Origin of the sequence: Telluribacter sp. (genome assembly GCF_035998675.1) — a bacterium.
In the GTDB taxonomy this organism is placed as follows: Bacteria; Bacteroidota; Bacteroidia; order Cytophagales; family Spirosomataceae; genus Telluribacter.
This window is the reverse complement of record NZ_DASYHI010000016.1, coordinates 77,025-94,267: the sequence shown is the minus strand read 5'-3', so window position 1 is coordinate 94,267 and position 17,243 is coordinate 77,025. Positions and strand designations below refer to the sequence as shown.

At 50.5% G+C, this 17,243-nt stretch carries 14 protein-coding genes; 10 read left to right on the top strand and 4 right to left on the bottom strand.

From position 1 onward, the window contains the following. Positions 1-606, top strand: a complete 606-nt coding sequence (coaE, locus tag VGN67_RS10120; protein ID WP_327486697.1) for a dephospho-CoA kinase — start codon at positions 1-3, stop codon at positions 604-606. A 25-nt stretch (positions 607-631) separates the two neighbouring features. Here the strand turns inward: coaE and VGN67_RS10115 are convergent, their stop codons facing one another. From VGN67_RS10115 to VGN67_RS10105, 3 genes are all read right to left on the bottom strand, one after another. Then, positions 632-2,446: a DNA polymerase III subunit gamma/tau gene (locus tag VGN67_RS10115; protein ID WP_327486696.1), complete on the bottom strand. Its 1,815-nt coding sequence runs from the start codon at positions 2,444-2,446 to the stop codon at positions 632-634. A gap of 36 nt (positions 2,447-2,482) precedes the next feature. Further along, positions 2,483-3,301 carry a glycoside hydrolase family 16 protein gene (locus VGN67_RS10110; RefSeq protein WP_327486695.1) on the bottom strand — a complete coding sequence of 273 codons (819 nt, stop codon included), beginning with the start codon at positions 3,299-3,301 and terminating at the stop codon, positions 2,483-2,485. 183 nt (positions 3,302-3,484) lie between these two features. Beyond that, a complete protein-coding gene (locus tag VGN67_RS10105; RefSeq protein ID WP_327486694.1) occupies positions 3,485-4,348 on the bottom strand; it encodes a glycoside hydrolase family 16 protein in 864 nt (287 codons plus the stop codon). Between the two features lie 51 nt (positions 4,349-4,399). Here VGN67_RS10105 and VGN67_RS10100 point away from each other — a divergent pair, with 51 nt between their 5' ends. The 6 genes from VGN67_RS10100 (at position 4,400) to VGN67_RS10075 (ending at position 13,595) form a co-directional block, all read left to right on the top strand. Next, on the top strand, positions 4,400-5,404 hold the full coding sequence (locus VGN67_RS10100; RefSeq protein WP_327486693.1) for a GSCFA domain-containing protein: 1,005 nt from the start codon (positions 4,400-4,402) through the stop codon (positions 5,402-5,404). 107 nt (positions 5,405-5,511) lie between these two features. Next, positions 5,512-6,618 (top strand): Mrp/NBP35 family ATP-binding protein, encoded by a 1,107-nt coding sequence (locus tag VGN67_RS10095; RefSeq protein WP_327486692.1) that lies wholly within the window; start codon positions 5,512-5,514, stop codon positions 6,616-6,618. 67 nt (positions 6,619-6,685) lie between these two features. Next, the gene (locus VGN67_RS10090; protein ID WP_327486691.1) at positions 6,686-6,949 is read left to right on the top strand and encodes a NifU family protein; all 264 of its coding nucleotides are present in this window, start codon (positions 6,686-6,688) and stop codon (positions 6,947-6,949) included. Positions 6,950-7,168: 219 nt separating this feature from the next. Continuing rightward, entirely contained in the window at positions 7,169-8,914 is a 1,746-nt protein-coding gene (locus tag VGN67_RS10085; protein WP_327486690.1) for a D-alanine--D-alanine ligase, read from the top strand. 151 nt (positions 8,915-9,065) lie between these two features. Next, positions 9,066-11,759 (top strand): MGH1-like glycoside hydrolase domain-containing protein, encoded by a 2,694-nt coding sequence (locus tag VGN67_RS10080; RefSeq protein WP_327486689.1) that lies wholly within the window; start codon positions 9,066-9,068, stop codon positions 11,757-11,759. A 72-nt stretch (positions 11,760-11,831) separates the two neighbouring features. After that, the gene (locus VGN67_RS10075) at positions 11,832-13,595 is read left to right on the top strand and encodes a phospho-sugar mutase (RefSeq protein ID WP_327486688.1); all 1,764 of its coding nucleotides are present in this window, start codon (positions 11,832-11,834) and stop codon (positions 13,593-13,595) included. Between the two features lie 60 nt (positions 13,596-13,655). Here VGN67_RS10075 and VGN67_RS10070 read toward each other — a convergent pair whose 3' ends face one another. Then, complete coding sequence (locus tag VGN67_RS10070; RefSeq protein WP_327486687.1) at positions 13,656-14,693, bottom strand: Gfo/Idh/MocA family oxidoreductase; 1,038 nt, start codon at positions 14,691-14,693, stop codon at positions 13,656-13,658. A 366-nt stretch (positions 14,694-15,059) separates the two neighbouring features. Here VGN67_RS10070 and tsaE point away from each other — a divergent pair, with 366 nt between their 5' ends. The 3 genes from tsaE to VGN67_RS10055 are packed head-to-tail and all read left to right on the top strand — an operon-like array spanning position 15,060 to position 17,178. After that, the gene (gene tsaE / locus VGN67_RS10065) at positions 15,060-15,533 is read left to right on the top strand and encodes a tRNA (adenosine(37)-N6)-threonylcarbamoyltransferase complex ATPase subunit type 1 TsaE (protein ID WP_327486686.1); all 474 of its coding nucleotides are present in this window, start codon (positions 15,060-15,062) and stop codon (positions 15,531-15,533) included. After that, positions 15,515-16,741, top strand: a complete 1,227-nt coding sequence (locus VGN67_RS10060) for an alanine dehydrogenase (protein WP_327486685.1) — start codon at positions 15,515-15,517, stop codon at positions 16,739-16,741. Before tsaE ends, VGN67_RS10060 begins: the two co-directional genes overlap by 19 nt. Positions 16,742-16,773: 32 nt before the next feature. Beyond that, a complete protein-coding gene (locus VGN67_RS10055; protein ID WP_327486684.1) occupies positions 16,774-17,178 on the top strand; it encodes a hypothetical protein in 405 nt (134 codons plus the stop codon). Positions 17,179-17,243: the final 65 nt, after the last annotated feature.

The following is a 17,243-nucleotide window of genomic DNA, read 5'->3' as shown; positions in this document are numbered from 1 at the left end:
ATGGAACGAGAGCGGCCCCTGCAGGTAGGTGTAACGGGAGGTATCGGTTCCGGCAAAAGTGTGGTCTGCCGTATTTTTTCCTGTCTGGGAGTACCCGTGTACGAAGCCGACGAGCGGGCCCGGTGGCTCACCAACCACGATCCCCAACTCCGCCGGGAAGTCACGGAACTACTGGGGCCCGAAGCCTATACCGCAGCCGGTACTTACAACCGCGCCTACGTGGCCTCCCGCGTTTTTGGAGATCCGCTCCTGTTGGAAAAATTAAACCATATTGTACACCCCCGCGTTTTTGCTGACTCTGACCAATGGCTTACCCGCTACCGGCAGGTACCTTACGTCGTTCGGGAAGCAGCCCTGATGAATAAAGCGGGAGATAGAAATACGCTAGACTACGTAGTGGTAGTTAATGCGCCGGTACAACTTCGTTTTGAACGTACCCAAAAAAGAGATCCGCAGCGTTCAGAAGAAGAAATAAGGCGGATTATGGACCGGCAGGTACCCGACGCAGAACGCCTCCTGATCGCCGACTTTGTGATTGAAAATGATGAAGCTTCGGCGGTACTACCTCAGGTACTCAGGCTGCACCAGGTACTATTGCAAAAGTAATAGTATCTACAAAGTACCCGCTCCCCTAAAAGTCAACATCGAGTCCCAGTTTCTGCTGTAACTCCCGCAGATAAGGGTTTTTTTCGGCCATGTAGTTGAATTTCTCCAGCGGGGTGTAGGGCATTCGCTTCACTTCCTGGGGGGCCACGCGCGGTTCCAGTACTAGGGCAGGCTCCTGAAATCGTTGACGCAGGAAGGTCAGCAAGTCCACTCTCAGATCCTGAAGGGTTTCTTTCTGGAGGTCATTGTCCAGCGCAATCCGGATGGAGGTACCCGCCAGTTCCACTTCCCGGTTCAGGGTAACTTCCTCGGTAATGGAGTCACGCTCCTGCTTTCTGATTTCGGCAAACTCCTTCCAGGCCGCTTCCAGGTTCTCCGGATTTAAAGGCGCTGTAGTCAGGGGTAGTTGGGCAACGGAAGTACTTCGGGCTTTCCCGGTACTTTCTTCCTGGATATGGGTTTCGGAAAGGGTAGGGGTTAATAGCTGCACCGTACTTCTCAGCTTGCTGCTTACCGGCTTGGGAGGTACCGCGGTGGTTGTTACAGGAGTCGAAATTCCCGGATTAGCGACTACCTGAGCCGCTACAACCGGAGTTGCTGGACCGGGAGTAGTGGCCGGGGGAGCGGTTGTGCCGTTGGTTCTGGCATAAGCCGGTGGTGCCGGTTCGGTGGTTACTGGCTGGCCAGGCTCATCTTTTTTTTTTGCCGTTTCGTCAACGGCAGCCGGCGTATTCAGATTTAGGACGTTGGGCAGGTTGGCCAGTTTCATCAGGCACAGCTCCACGTGCAAACGCTGATTTTTGGCGGCCTTGTAGTTAATGTCGCACTGGCTCCCCACGCTCATGGCCGAAAGCAGAAAACTCATAGGCGCCTGCGCCGACTGCGTGAGGTACTTCTGGTGCGCCACCGAGGATACCTGCAGGAGCGGGATAGTGGCGGGATCTTTACAAACCAGCAAGTTACGGAAGTGCTCGAGCAGGCCCACCACAAACAGGTGACCGTCAAAGCCCTTTCGCACAATTTCATCAAACAGGACCAGCGATTGCGCTACCTTGCCCTCCATCAGGGCATCGGTGAGGCGGAAATAGTAGTCATAGTCGAGAATATGCAGATTTTCAAGAACAGCCTGGTAACTGAGCCGGGTACCGGTCGAGAAGGTCACATTCAGGTCAAACATCGACAGAGCGTCCCGAAGTCCCCCGTCGGCTTTTTGTCCAATCAATTCCAGGGCTTCGCGCTCGGCCTCAACCCCTTCCTTTTGGGCAATCTGCTCAAGGTGGTCGGCAATATCTTTGGACCGGATACGATTAAAGTCAAAAATCTGACAACGCGACAGGATCGTAGGCAGAATTTTGTGCTTTTCGGTTGTAGCCAGGATAAAAATGGCATAGCTGGGGGGCTCTTCCAGCGTTTTCAGAAACGCGTTAAAAGCCGATTGCGACAGCATGTGTACCTCATCAATAATGTAGATCTTGTACTTACCCGTTTGGGGCGGGTACCTTACCTGGTCAATGAGGTTACGGATATCCTCCACGGAGTTATTGGAAGCCGCGTCAAGTTCATGAATATTAAAGGAAGCATTGTTCTGAAAGCTCACGCACGACTCACACTCCCCGCAGGGTTCTACGTCATCGGCCAGGTTCTGGCAGTTGATAGTCTTGGCCAGAATCCGGGCACAGGTTGTTTTACCAACCCCCCGGGGACCGCAAAACAGAAAAGCCTGCGCCAGGTGATTGGTACGAATGGCATTCTTTAAAGTAGTAGTAATATGCGATTGCCCCACCACCGAATCAAAGGTGACCGGGCGGTATTTTCGTGCCGATACAACAAAATGCTCCATGGGTGCAAGTTACTGCCGTGGTACGGATTTTCAAAGTTACTTTTTCCCAATCAGCTCATAAACCCGCACATAATCGACTACCAATTTTTGCGGAAAAATACTGTCGTCAATTCCTTTTTCGCCCCCCCAGTTTCCCCCAATGGCTATATTCAGGATCAGGTAAAAAGGCTGGTCAAAAGGCCACTCCTGCCAGCCATAGGAGGCTTCTTTAGGAAAATTAAAAGTAGGTTTTCCATCTACCCACATGGTTATCCGATCTGGGGTCCATTCGCAGCTGTAGACGTGAAAATCCGATGAAGCGCTTTTGATTATTTTGCTGTTTCCTTTTACCGGGAAAGCTTTTGAATGAATATTACTATACACCCGGTTCTGGTCGAAACCTACGTGAGCTACCAGGTCAAACCCTCCGTTATCCGGCCAAAACTTGTCCCCGTAGGTATTCTGATTGGCCAGTGCCCAAATGGCCGGCCAGGTACCCCGGCCGCTGGGTAGCTTGGCCCGCACCTCAAATTTGCCGTACTTAAAGCTGGCTTTGTCCCTGGTAACCAGCCGGGTTGAGCTGTATTGGCGGTTTCCAGATACCTCTTTTCTGGCCTCAATGGTCAGCAATCCATTTTCAACCCTGACATTTTCCGGATTGTTAGTATAGTTTTGAAGTTCGTTGTTACCCCAGCCACTGCCACCGAGGTCAAAGCTCCATTTCTCAGAAATCGGTTTTCCGGTATAATCAAATTCGTCCTGCCAGACCGGGGTCTCACTAAAAATATAATTATCAGGAACTGTAATCTCTTTTTCCTTGCAAGACAAGTTAGTAATGAGCAGGGCAATGGTACTGATTCGAATAAAGTATTTCATGATAGGGAGGGGAAGTGTTTTCAAAGGAAGAAATGGTAAACTTTAATTACCTAACGGGTATATTCAACAATAACGACACCAGGTGCGGTTACAGTTCAAAAGCTACCTGATAAGGCCAGAAGCAAATTTCCTGCCCTTTTTAAACCCTTCCTTCTCCTCAAAAAACGCTCCTATAATAGTAAGTTACTTCTTTTCAATCAGCTCGTACACCCGCACGTAGTCTACCTCCATTTTTTGCGGAAATACACTATCATCTACGCCTTTTTGTCCTCCCCAGTTACCGCCTACGGCGATATTCAGAATCAGGTGAAAGGGCCAGTCGAAGGGCCATTCCTGCCAGCCGTAGGAGGGTTCCTTTTTGAACGTGAAGTAATCTTTGCCGTCTACCAGCACGGTTACGCGTTCCGGCGTCCATTCGCAACTGTACACGTGGAAGCCGGTCGAAGCCCCTTCCACTATAACATTATTACCCTTATTGGTTTTGATGGCGTGGTTAAAAGCCTTGGTATGGATGTTACCGTGTACGCGGTTCTGGTCGAAGCCTACGTGTTCCATTATATCAATTTCCCCATTGTCGGGCCAGAACTTGTCGCCGTAGTTACTCTGGCTCGCCAGGGTCCAGATAGCCGGCCAGGTACCCCGGCCGCTGGGTAGTTTGGCCCGCACTTCAAACTTGCCGTAGATAAAGTCCCCCTTGTCCTTGGTGACCAGCCGGGCCGAACTGTACTGGCGGTTGCCGGAGGGCTCTTTCCGGACTTGAATGGTTAACATACCATTTTCAACGCGGGCATTTTCGGATTTGTCGGTGTAGTTTTGTAATTCATTATTGCCCCAGCCGTGGCCCCCCAGGTTATAGCTCCACTTTTCCGGATTGGGTTTGCCGGTATAATCAAATTCATCGGCCCAGACGGGGGAGGTGCTAAAGGTATACTCTTTTTGGGTACTTATGGTCCCCGCTGGCGGAGGTACCGGGCCGGATTCTTTGCAGCGAAAGGCCAGCGAAACCGATAGAATAAAAAAAGCACTGCTTACTACTACTTGTTTCATATAAGAAAAGGTAAAGTTGGTGTTAATAAAAGGACACAAATTAAAAATATAATGAAGTCATTACAACTTCGCACCGAAGTAAACGTGCCACCGTCGCCCTGGAAGCTCAGCCATCAGTCCAGTATCCTTACCCTTGGCTCCTGCTTTGCCGAAGTACTGGGTACCCAGTTGTTGAGCTATAAGTTCAGGGTACTTTCCAATCCTTTTGGCACGGTTTTCAATCCGGTTTCGGTGGTGAAGCTGCTGCGAATGTCCCTCCGGGAAGAATTACCCCTGATGGGCCACTTTCTGTTAAATAACGACGGCGTATACCTCCACCACGACTTTCATTCGTCGCTCTGGGCGACCGATTCCCAAAGCCTGGATGTACTGCTGCGTACGCGGATGGGCGAGGTGAAGAAATTTTTGCTCCGGGCCGACACCCTGGTACTTACCCTGGGTACGGCCTATGTCTATAAATCGATCCGGACGGAGGAGTATGTTTCCAATTGCCACAAAGTACCTTCCAGCCAATTCAGGAAAGAACTCTTATCAATAAATGAAATTACGCAGGAACTGGAATCGCTGCTTCAGCTCCTGAAAAGCCACAACCCCGCACTACGCGTGGTACTTACGGTGAGTCCCGTAAGGCATACCCGCGATACCCTACCGCTTAATCAGGTGAGTAAATCAATTTTGAGGGTGGCGTGTCATACCCTTTCTGAGGCGCACGAGCAGGTTACCTACTTTCCCAGCTATGAAATTATGATCGATGACCTGCGGGACTACCGCTTTTACGAGCCTGATCTTATTCATCCCAATGAGGTGGCTCAGGACCATATCTTTCGTACTTTTGCGGAGTCGTACATGGAAGGTACTACCCTTGAATTTATAGAGGAGTGGAATTCTGTCCGGCGAATGCGGGAACACCGGCCGCAGCATGGCCCCACCGAAGCGCACCGAAAGCTACTGCTCAACCTGGCCGGCCGTCTGCGTAAACTTTCGGAGCGGGTGGATGTACAGCCGGAGCTTCGGGAAGTGGAGCAGGAGCTGAATAATTTTCCTGCCGGGGAATAAACTCATTCGGAAAGTTAGGTGTTGTCAGGAGTGGACCCACTTGGAATCATAATAATATACTATACTTCAACTGAACGCGTACCCTCAGCGTTGCCTGATTTTTTACCATGGGAGAATTTGCCGTTAATAAAGAAAAAGTACTAAAAGCCCTCAGTACCGTCGAAGAACCCGATCTGAAAAAAGATCTGGTCACGCTGGGCATGGTCAAAGATATTGAAGTAGGTGTCGATCAGGTCAGCTTTACGGTGGTATTGACTACCCCCGCCTGTCCGCTCAAGGAACTGATCCGGAAACGGTGCGTAGATGCCATTCATACTCATATTAGTCCGGATATTGAAGTAATTGTAAACCTTACCGCCGACGTTACCTCGAGTCGTCAGGGAGCCGTCATGATTCCGGGCGTTAAGAATGTGATAGCGGTTGCCTCGGGCAAAGGAGGCGTAGGGAAGTCTACCGTTACGGCCAACCTGGCAATGGCGCTGCACCGTTCGGGCGCTAAGGTAGGTATCATAGATGCTGATATTTACGGGCCTTCCATCCCGGTTATGTTCGGGGCGGAAGATATGCAGCCTACCATTACCCCCCGTGATGGCAAAAACTACATCAATCCTATTAGTCAGTACGGAATCAAGATGATCTCCATCGGATTCCTGACACCGCCCGACAGTGCGGTTGTGTGGCGGGGGCCCATGGCCAGTCAGGCCCTGCGTCAGTTCTTTGCTGATACGCACTGGGGCGAACTGGACTACCTGCTCATTGACCTCCCGCCCGGTACCAGCGACATTCACCTGACGCTGGTTCAAACCGTACCGGTGACGGGTGCCGTTATAGTTACTACGCCTCAGAAAGTGGCTCTGGCGGACGCCAACAAAGGCTTAGCCATGTTCAAGCAACCGCAGATAAACGTACCGGTGCTGGGTGTCATTGAAAACATGGCCTACTTTACGCCCGAAGAACTACCCGACCACAAGTACTATATTTTTGGTAAAGGAGGTGGTCAGCAACTGGCCGAGCGGCATGGGGTACCCTTCCTGGGGCAAATACCGCTGGTGCAGAGTATCCGGGAAGCCGGTGACGAAGGCCGTCCGGTGGTTATGAATAACGAACCGGTTACCGGAACCGCCTTCCGGGAAGTAGCCGAAGTACTTGCGCAGTATGTATCTATCCGTAACGCTACTGCCGACAAAACCCAGGTAGTAGAGATACGCGTGTAGGCGAAGAAAGCCGCAGGTATTTGAATTTTTCGTAAAAATGTTGCATTTTAGCGCATATATTGAAACAATGAATACAATCGAAAAAGAAAAGACTTTGGGATTGATCGAGCAGGCACTCGACTCTGTACGTCCTTATCTGATAGCGGATGGTGGCAACGTGAAACTAGCTGAACTAACAGATGATTTTATCGTGCGCCTGGAACTGACCGGCTCGTGCCAGACCTGCCCCATGAACGCCATGACCTTCCGGGCGGGCCTTGAGGAGGCGGTACGTAAGGCGGTACCCCACGTGCTGCGGGTAGAAGCCGTAAACATACCCGCTTTGGCCTGATTTTCCTTTTGAGTAGTACTTTACCTACTTAAGTAATCCTTTTGCAAAATGCTTCGTGTCTGCCACCCGGTTGTGTACAGGAAGCATTTTGTGTTTTTAAGGGGTATTATGTCATATTTTGATTGACACCTGCGGATACCAGGCACTTACTTCGGACGTTGCTTTTCAATTATCCTGTCAATCCCTATCTTGCGGCTTCTCTTAAACTTTGGTTAAGTCATGCGTATTGGCATTTTTTTCGGTGGGCCTTCCCGTGAGCGTGAGATTTCTTTTGCCGGTGGCAAAACAGCCTTTGAGCACTTGGATAAACAACTTTTTGAGCCGGTTCCGGTATTTGTCGATAGCTTTGGACGCTTTATCAAGCTGAATCCGGCCTGGATGTACGAGGCCAGCATCCGGGATTTTTTTCCTTCTCCGGGTCAGCAGACCGACGACTACCGTGTTTATATTGAATCGCTGCCCCATCTGGCGCGGGTGGCCGTTTCTCCGGAATTGGGTGAGCTTATCACCCCCGAGCAATTTGGCGAGCATTTTGATTTTGCCATGCTGGCCATGCACGGTCCCGACTGCGAAGACGGTGCCATCCAGGGCCTTCTGGAATGGTACCGCATTCCCTACAGTGGCCCGGGCCTGATGGGTTCGGCGGTGGGTATTGATAAGGTACTTCAGAACGAAATGATTGCCCTGGCCAACGGCCAGAAAAAAGGCATGATGGTAGTACGGTACGACCAGTGGCAGCAGCCAGATCGTCAGCAACTTTTTGAGGAAGTGAAGTCAACGCTGGGGGTACCTATAGTGGTAAAGGCCCCGCACCAGGGGTCTTCAATCGGGGTGGCCATCGTGCAGAAAGACAGCTACGAAGATTTTGTGAAGGCACTTAACCAGTGTTTTTTTCAGTTGGAAGTCACGGCCGAGGAGTGGCTGAATATGGATGAGTCTGGTAAAAAAGCCTGGGCTCAGCGCATAGCCAACCTCGACGAAGGCATTGGCTTTCCGGTAGTAGTGGAGGGTACTTTCCTGTATCACCCCAAAGACCTTATTACCTACCTTGACGGGGCTTTTTCTACAACGAACGAGACACGTACCTTGTCCAGTACCAATGCCGAAGATCAGGTCCTGCTGGAAGCATTTGTGAGCGGTCAGGAGTTTTCGTGCGGGTGCATTCAGCACGACGACGGCTCTACGCTCGTACTGCCTCCTACCGAAGTAATTAAAGTAGTTGAAGTTTTTGATTTTAATTCCAAATACAAACCCGGCGCTACCCGCAAGCGAATTCCCGTAGGTACATCCCTGGCTAATAACCGCAGGATTCAGGAGCACATTGGCCTGGTTTTTCAGCGGTTGGGTATCAACGTCTGTGCCCGTATTGATGGATTCCTGACCCCCAACGAAGAAGTACTGCTGCATGACCCCAATACCATACCGGGCATGTCGCCTACTTCGTTAATATTCAAGCAAATGGCCGAAATTGGGCTGAACGTAACGCAGGCGATTACGTACTTTATCCGGCAGTCGGTTCGGGAGCGGATTCGTACCGGAAAGGATACCTGGCACCTGAGGCAGCTTCTGCAGCAACTGGACGAAAAGATCACAGACCAGAGAGGAACCTCACTACCGGCTAAAGGCATCCTTTTCGGGGCAAACGATGAGCAGTACGCCCGGGCGCGGCAGTGTTTTGGAAAACTCAACGCCGAAGGTCAGTCCCGGCCGGTACCTGTCCTGCACCTGGACGACAGTACCTACGTTCAGTTACCCGTGCAGCTCATGTTTAAGGATTACGTAGAGGATTTGGTTTCGCTTATTCAGGGGGAGCGCGATCCTTTGCTGACAGAAACGGCCGAAAAGGCTGCTCCGCTAACTGCTTTTTACGCCGGAGCGGTAGACTTCGGGGTCAAAACCTATTCAAGTCCTGATAGTATCCCACTCATAGAAGATTGGATTGTTTTGGGGAATAGAGGTATTTGAGTGCGGGAAGGATTACTTTTAACCGAAAAGAGCTTTAACGGGCTCTTTTTTTATAAGTTACCCATCCTTATATTCATAATTTTGTTATAATTAGAATAACATAGAGGGGCAGGAGTTAGTATTTGTTAAGATTGCTTAACCGATTAGTACTATGGCAAATGGCGCAGAAAAAGTGAGGCTGGCCTTACAAAAGGAAAATAAAGGCTGGAAAAAATGGGGACCCTACTTATCCGAACGCCAGTGGAGTACCGTACGTGAAGACTACAGCAGCAATGGTGACGCCTGGAGTTATATTACCCACGAAATGGCCCGCTCCAAAGCCTACCGATGGGGCGAAGAGGGCATCGGAGGTTTCTCGGACAACAAGCAGCACATCTGCATGGCGTTTGCGTTCTGGAACCACCGGGACAAATTTTTGAAAGAACGCCTGTTCGGCCTGACCAACCGGGAGTCCAACCACGGGGAAGATGCCAAGGAAATGTACTATTACCTGGATAGTACACCCACCCATTCGTACATGAAAATGCTGTACAAGTACCCCCAGCAGCCTTTTCCTTACGACAAGCTACGCCAGGAAAATGCCCGCCGCGGTAAAGCCGATCAGGAATACGAGATCATGGATACCGATGTCTTTGACAATGACGAGTACTTTGACATAGTTATTGAATACGCCAAGGCCGATCCAGAAGATGTGCTGATGCAGGTAACGGTACACAACCGCGGACCGGAAGACGCACCCATCACGGTACTGCCTACCATCTGGTTCCGGAATACCTGGTCGTGGGGCTACGAGGCCTTTAATTACAAGCCCATGATGAACGGCATTGCCAACCGGCTCATTGAAGTGACGCACCGCAAACACGGCAAATTTAACCTGTACCTCGAGGACGCCGATCAGCTCCTGTTTTGTGAGAACGAAACCAATTTCAAAAAACTCTACGGGACTAATAATACGACTGCCTACCCCAAGGATGGTATCAACGACTACATAGTCAGTGGCCGCAAGTCGGCTACAGTTAATCCCAACCATATCGGTACCAAAGCGGCTGCCTCTTTTACCCGGATGGTCATGGCCGGAGGAAGCGTGACGTTCAAAATCCGGCTCGTAAACCAGACCAAGTCGGATCCCTTTGGTGATTTTGATGCGCTATTTAACAAACGCCTGCAGGAAGCCGATGAATTTTATGGCGACCTGCAGAAAGATGTAAAAGACCCTGAACTGTGCTCAATCCAGCGACAGGCCTATGCGGGTATGCTCTGGAATAAGCAGTTTTATTATTACAATGTGTACGAGTGGCTTAAAGGCGATCCTTCCCAGCCCGAGCCAAACGCTTCCCGGAAATGGGGCCGCAATTCGGGTTGGAAGCACCTGTACGCGGCCAACCTCATATCCATGCCAGATAAGTGGGAGTACCCCTGGTTTGCGGCCTGGGACCTGGCTTTCCACTGCATTCCCCTGGCCCGGGTAGATGCCGATTTTGCCAAGCGCCAACTCGAAATCTTGCTGCGCGAGTACTACATGCACCCCAACGGCCAGATACCCGCCTACGAATGGAATTTTTCGGATGTGAATCCGCCCGTACATGCCTGGGCTACCTGGAAGGTCTACGAAATAGACCGGGAGCAGCGTGGAGGCGTAGGGGATGTGGAGTTTCTGGAAAAAATATTTCACAAGCTCCTGCTAAACTTTACCTGGTGGGTTAATCAGAAAGACGAAACCGGCAATAATATTTTCAGCGGCGGCTTCCTGGGCCTTGATAACATCGGGGTATTTGACCGGTCTACACCCATGCCGTTTGGCGGTCAGCTCGAACAGGCCGACGCGACCGGCTGGATGGCCATGTACACCCTGAATATGCTGCGTATTTCGGTGGAGATTTCGCTCAAGCAGCCCGTGTATCAGGATATGGCTTCCAAGTTCTTTGAGCATTTCCTGCATATCGCCGGCGCTATGGAGTCCATGGGCGGCGAGAATAATACCATTAGCCTGTGGGACGAAGACGACCAGTTTTACCACGATGTCATCCATATTCCCAACGGGCAGAGTATCCTGCTGAAGGTACGCTCCATTGTGGGTTTGATTCCGCTGTTTGCCGTGGAGATTCTTGACCCGCAGATGCTGGAAAAAATGCCGGTATTTAAGCGGCGCGTGGAGTGGGTTATCGCTAACCGGCCCGATCTGGCCCGGCTTATTTCCCGCTGGTTTGAATCGGGTAAGGGCGAAAACCGCCTGCTTTCAATCCTGCGCGGACACCGGATGAAAATGATCCTTAAGCGGATGCTCGACGAACAGGAGTTTCTGTCCGACTACGGCGTCCGGGCGCTTTCCAAGTACCATAAAGAAAACCCCTATAAGTTTTTTATCAACGGGGAGGTACTTGAGGTAGAGTACACACCGGCCGAAGCCCTGACGGACATTATGGGCGGAAACTCCAACTGGCGCGGGCCCATCTGGTTCCCGCTGAACTACCTGATATTTGATTCGCTTCTGAAGTTTCATGCCTACTACGGCGATGATTTTGAGGTCGAGTACCCCACCAATTCGGGTAACCTGACCACCATCAATAAAGCGGCCCTGGGTATTGCTGATCGCCTGATCAATATTTTCAGACGCGATGAAAACGACCGCCGGGCCGTGAACGGCGACTGTGAAAAACTCCAGAATGATCCCCACTTCCGGGACCATATCCTTTTTTATGAGTACTTCCATGGCGACAACGGCCGGGGCTGCGGAGCCAGCCACCAAACCGGGTGGACGGGACTGGTCGCAGAGTTGATTCTGAAAGTAGCAGAGGCAAAAAGTATTACTTCCACAAAAACAGAAATGGTATTGGACAAAGAATAAATAATATCTTTCTTTACTTTTGACGCTTTAATTATAATCCACCTGTTCACATAAAACCACTTTGCGATTCACATGGCCGTACAACTTGAAAGTAACGTACAGGAAAAAGTTAATACCTGGCTTGAAGGTAACTATGATATAGATACCAAAGCTGTGATCCAGGATTTGATTGATAGCGAAAAAACGACCGAACTCACGGACGCTTTCTATAAAGATCTGGAATTTGGTACCGGTGGTCTGAGAGGCCTGATTGGTATTGGTTCCAACCGCATGAACCGCTACACCCTGGGGGCAGCTACGCAGGGGCTGGCCAATTACCTCAACAAAACCTTTGCCGGTGAAACGATCAAAGTAGCGATTGCCCACGACTGCCGCATTAAGTCAGATGAATTTGCCCGGATTACGGCTGACATCTTTTCGGCCAATGGCATCAAGGTGTACCTGTTTGAATCCCTTCGTCCCACGCCCGAACTATCCTTTGCCATACGGTTACTGGATTGCCACAGCGGGGTAGTGGTTACGGCTTCCCATAATCCCAAGGAGTACAACGGCTATAAAGCCTACTGGGTGGATGGCTCCCAGGTAGTAGCCCCGCACGATAAAAACATTATTGATGAGGTCAACGCCATTACTTCCATTGATGATATCAATTTTGAAGGCAATGAGTCGCTGATCGAAAAGATTGGCAGCAGTGTGGATGAAAAGTACCTGGATCACCTACTTACTTTATCTATTTCCAAAGACGCTATTGCCCGTCAGAAAGACTTAAAAATAGTATTTACGCCAATTCACGGCACCGGAGTAATGCTGGTCCCGGCGCTATTGGAACGCCTGGGTTTTGAAAACGTAACTGTAATCGAAGAGCAGGCCGAGCCCAATGGCAACGGACAGTTTCCTACCGTAGTGTATCCCAATCCGGAAGAAAGTGAGGCCATGAACATGGCCCTCGAAAAAGCCCGGGAAATAGATGCTGACCTGGTAATGGGTACCGACCCTGATGCCGATAGGGTAGGGATAGGAGCCAAAAACCACCACGGCGAGCTGCAGCTGCTGAACGGTAACCAAACCGCCAGCCTGCTGATTTACTACCTCCTGAACGCCTGGAAAGAGTCCGGTAAACTAACCGGAAACCAGTTTGTCTGCAAAACCATCGTAACCACCGATTTGATTGACAACATGGCCGATGCCTACGGGGTAAAGTGCTACAACACCCTGACCGGCTTCAAGTACATCGCGCAGGTTATCCGGGAGAAGGAAGGTCTGGAGCAATTTATTGGTGGAGGCGAAGAAAGCTACGGGTACCTGATTGGGGACGCGGTGCGTGACAAGGACGCCATTGCTTCCTGTGGTATGATTGCCGAGCTAACCGCTTACGCCAAAGACAAAGGTCTGAGCCTGTTTGACATGCTCATGGAGATTTACAAGCAGTTTGGGTTTTACTACGAAGGACTTATTTCCCTGACCAAAAAAGGCAAGTCCGGAGCGGATGAAATTCAGCAAATGATGGCTGATTTCCGGGCTAATCCACCCAAAACGCTGGCGGGCTCGGAGGTAATCCGGATGGATGACTACAAAGCCCTAATCACTACTGACTTACGGAATGGTACCCGGTACGAGATCCCGTCCGGCAAAATGGGAATTGAGTCATCCAATGTACTACAGTTCTTTACCACCGATGGTACCAAGTTTACCTGTCGGCCGTCAGGTACCGAACCCAAGATAAAATTTTACGTGGGGGTACGGGCACCGTTTGAGAAAAAAGAAGATTTCGACGCCGTTTACGCCAGCCTTAAAGATAAAGTAAAAGCAATTGGCGACGAATTAGGCTTGAAGTAAAGGTTCAGGTTAAAAAAAAGCCCTCCGATGGTAAAACGTCGGAGGGCTTTTTGTTGAGGGCTACACCGCCAATACAGTACGGTCGCGGCTGCTTTGCCAGGCCAGATCTATAACCCGGGTAGTAAGGAGTACCTCGGCGGGTTTAACGGCTGGCTCGGCCCCGTTAACTATTACATCGTATATATTATCGTAAAAAGGCATGTAGTTGCCGGGCAGGCTTTGGAAGGTACCCGAAAATTCTTCCGAATAAAGCGTACCCCAGCGGTCTTCGGGTTCTTCACCCCAGGGGGTAGTGTCGGGTAGTATGTCTTTACGAAGCGTTTCTTCCTGTACATCAAGTCCGATTTTTACAAAGGAGCCCCGGGTACCGTGCAGGGTATAGCGCAGGCTGCTGTCAAACACCAGCAGGCTCGACTTCACCAGTACGCTTTTGTCCGGGTAGTGCAGCCGTATAGCGAAAAAATCATCAATTTGGCTGCCTTCCCGCAGGGTTTTTATTTCGGCTGAAACCGCCTCCGGCTTCCCGAACAGCGCCAGGGCCTGGTCTACCAGGTGCGGACCCAGGTTGTAAAGGTTGCCGCCCCCGTCACCCGACTGCTCCTTCCAGGTGTTGGTTACGGGTACGGGGCGGTAGCGGTCGTAGCGGCTTTCAAATTCCACAATTTCACCAATGGTACCTTCCGCCATTATTTTTTTCAGGGTTAGAAAGTCCGAATCCCAGCGGCGGTTCTGGTAGGCGGTGGCCAGCAATCCTTTCCGGGCGGCCAGCTCCGTCAGCTCCCGCGCTTCCGCTTCGGTATTAGCAAAGGGCTTTTCGATCACTACATGCTTGCCGCTTTCAAGTACCGCTTTGGCGTAGTCAAAATGCGTATCGTTGGGAGTACAAATAAATACCAGGTCCAGGGCATCATCGGCCAGCAGCTCCTCCACGGTTCTTACGGTTTCAATGGACGAATCAAATTCCTGCGCTTCGTTTTTGCTGCGCTCCACTACTTTTTTTAGCTGAAACCGCGGATTAACCGAAAGGAACGGGGCGTGGAAATAACGACCCGACAAGCCAAAGCCAATAAGACCAACCTGTACTATTCTTGGGGACATTTTAGCTGAAATTTAGGTGAATTATAGAGTGATACAGTAGGAAAAGCACCCGCCGGGATTCTTATAATGAAAGGCAGTGAAGATTAAGTACCCCTAATATTAAAGGCTGAGGGAGGTACCTGCATCGCTTTCTTTATTTTTCAGGACGAATAAGGTTACCAACTACCCGTAAGCAGGGGGCGTATTTGGACGGGCTGTACTACCCGGATTTGGTTGAATAAGTACCTCCGTTATTCCCACCGCTAAACTTTAAATATATAGTCAGAAAGTCCCTAAATGGACAAGCAGGTCTACTGCCGGGAAGAGGTACCTGGATACATTAAGCCGGAGTGGGGAATCGTGGTAAAAAAATGATATTTTTGCGGGATGAAAGCCCCTGAACTTACCATCCGGTTCCGCGACCTGTCCGAGTTGGATTCCGTCGCCGCTCAACTTCTGTCGTTGGGCAATTCGGTACCGGTGTGGTTGTTTGAAGGGACTATGGGAGCGGGAAAAACTACCCTTATAAAAAAACTTTGTAGTCAATTGGGGGTTGTTTCCCTAGTACAAAGTCCGACTTTTGCCCTGGTAAACGAGTACCAGACGGCCGAAGGAGGCCTTATTTACCACTTTGATTTTTATCGTATCAAAAACGAAACCGAAGCCCTGGATATGGGAGTTGAAGAATATTTTGATGCAGGCGACTATTGCTTTGTGGAATGGCCGGGGCGAATCCTTTCCCTGTGGCCATCCAGCTATTTGCTTGTTGATATGAGTACCGATGAAGAGGGCGAACGTACAGTCCGTGCTTCTTTGATGTCTAACAATTTAAACGCTACGCAATGGGACAGCCTCAGGTAACTGGTTTTGAAGAATTGGCCAAACAATCTGTCCTTTATCCCCAGGAGTCGCTGGCGGCAGTAAAGACCAACAATAATGCTCTTCAAATCGGGCTGCCGCGGGAAATATCCCTGCAGGAAAATCGAATAGCACTTACCCCCGACGCCGTTTCTATTCTGGTCAGAAACGGCCACGAAGTACTGGTAGAAAAGGCCGCCGGGGAAGATGCCAACTACCCCGACCATGAGTACAGCGAAGCCGGCGCCCAGATAGTACCTGGCCCGGAGGAAGTATACAAGTCCAACCTTATCCTGAAGGTAGAGCCGCTGGTAGAGGAGGAGTTTAAATTTGTTAAAACGGGTTCTACGGTTATTTCGGCGCTGAATCTGCCCAGCCTGCAGAAGCCCTACTTTGAAAAACTAAATCAAAACAAAATAACGGCGATTGGTTACGAGCTCATTGAGGACCAGGTAGGCGGTATGCCCATTATCCGGGCTATGAGCGAAATTGCCGGGAGTACGGTGCTGCTCATTGCGGCCGAGTACCTCAGCAATCCCAACGGGGGGCGGGGTATAATCCTGGGCGGTATTACGGGGGTACCTCCCACCAAAGTAGTGATTCTGGGAGCCGGTACCGTGGCCGAGTACGCGGCCCGCGCCGCCCTGGGCCTGGGCGCAGACATCAAGGTTTTTGATAAACATATTTACCGGCTGCAGCGGCTTAAGTACGCCGTTGGCCAGAATCTATATACCTCCATTATTGATTCAGACACCCTCACCGAAGCCATTAGCCGGGCCGATGTAGTAATTGGGGCCATGCGGGCCGAAGAAGGGTTAAGCCCCTGTGTGGTAACCGACGAAATGATTTCGGTCATGAAACCCAGCTCGGTCATTATTGACGTAAGCATTGACCAGGGCGGTTGTTTTGAATCATCCCGGATGACTACCCACAAAGACCCCGTATTCCGGCACCACGAGGTAGTACACTACTGTGTTCCCAACATACCTTCGCGGGTGTCCCACACGGCGAGCGCCGCGCTGAGCAATATTTTCCTACCTTTTTTACTCCAAACGGGTACTATTGGCGGCATTGAAGAAATGATTTATGCTAATCGTTGGTTTATGAAAGGGGTGTACAGCCACAAAGGTACCCTGACCAACGCTTTTATTGCCCGCAAGTACCACATGCGTTATAAAGACCTGACCTTGTTGCTGGCTGCCCGTATGTAGCGTAGGTACCTGAATCCCAAATGCAATAACCCATGATCAATCATAGCAACGAAAATGTATTAATGGACGATGCCAATTCGCCGGAGCTGGATAAAAAGCTGCTGGGAATGGTGTCAGAAGACTTTGTGAAGGTATCGGACCAGTTAAAAGAGGCCTCCTACCAGATTCGCAAAAGAGGTTTTTCGGAGCATCCCGTTTTTGTGGCGTCGAAGAGTGACGTAGAGATTGGGGTCTTGCTGCTCGCTTCCACCGAACTCTCCAATCTCTGGAACTACCGGGCTACTTTCCTGCAGGAGTTCATTGACCGGAACCTGGTGGGCAAGGAATCCGAAGAACTATTTAAGGAAAATTACAGGAACCCGGACGAGTACTGCTGCCTGTTTGTGGTACACGGCAATTTCGCCGGATTTATCTTTGTGCCCTACCCGGAAGACTAACCGCTTTGTGGTCAGGGTAGAAAATACTATGTGAAAAGAGCGGGCTAACCACCTGCTCTTTTTGT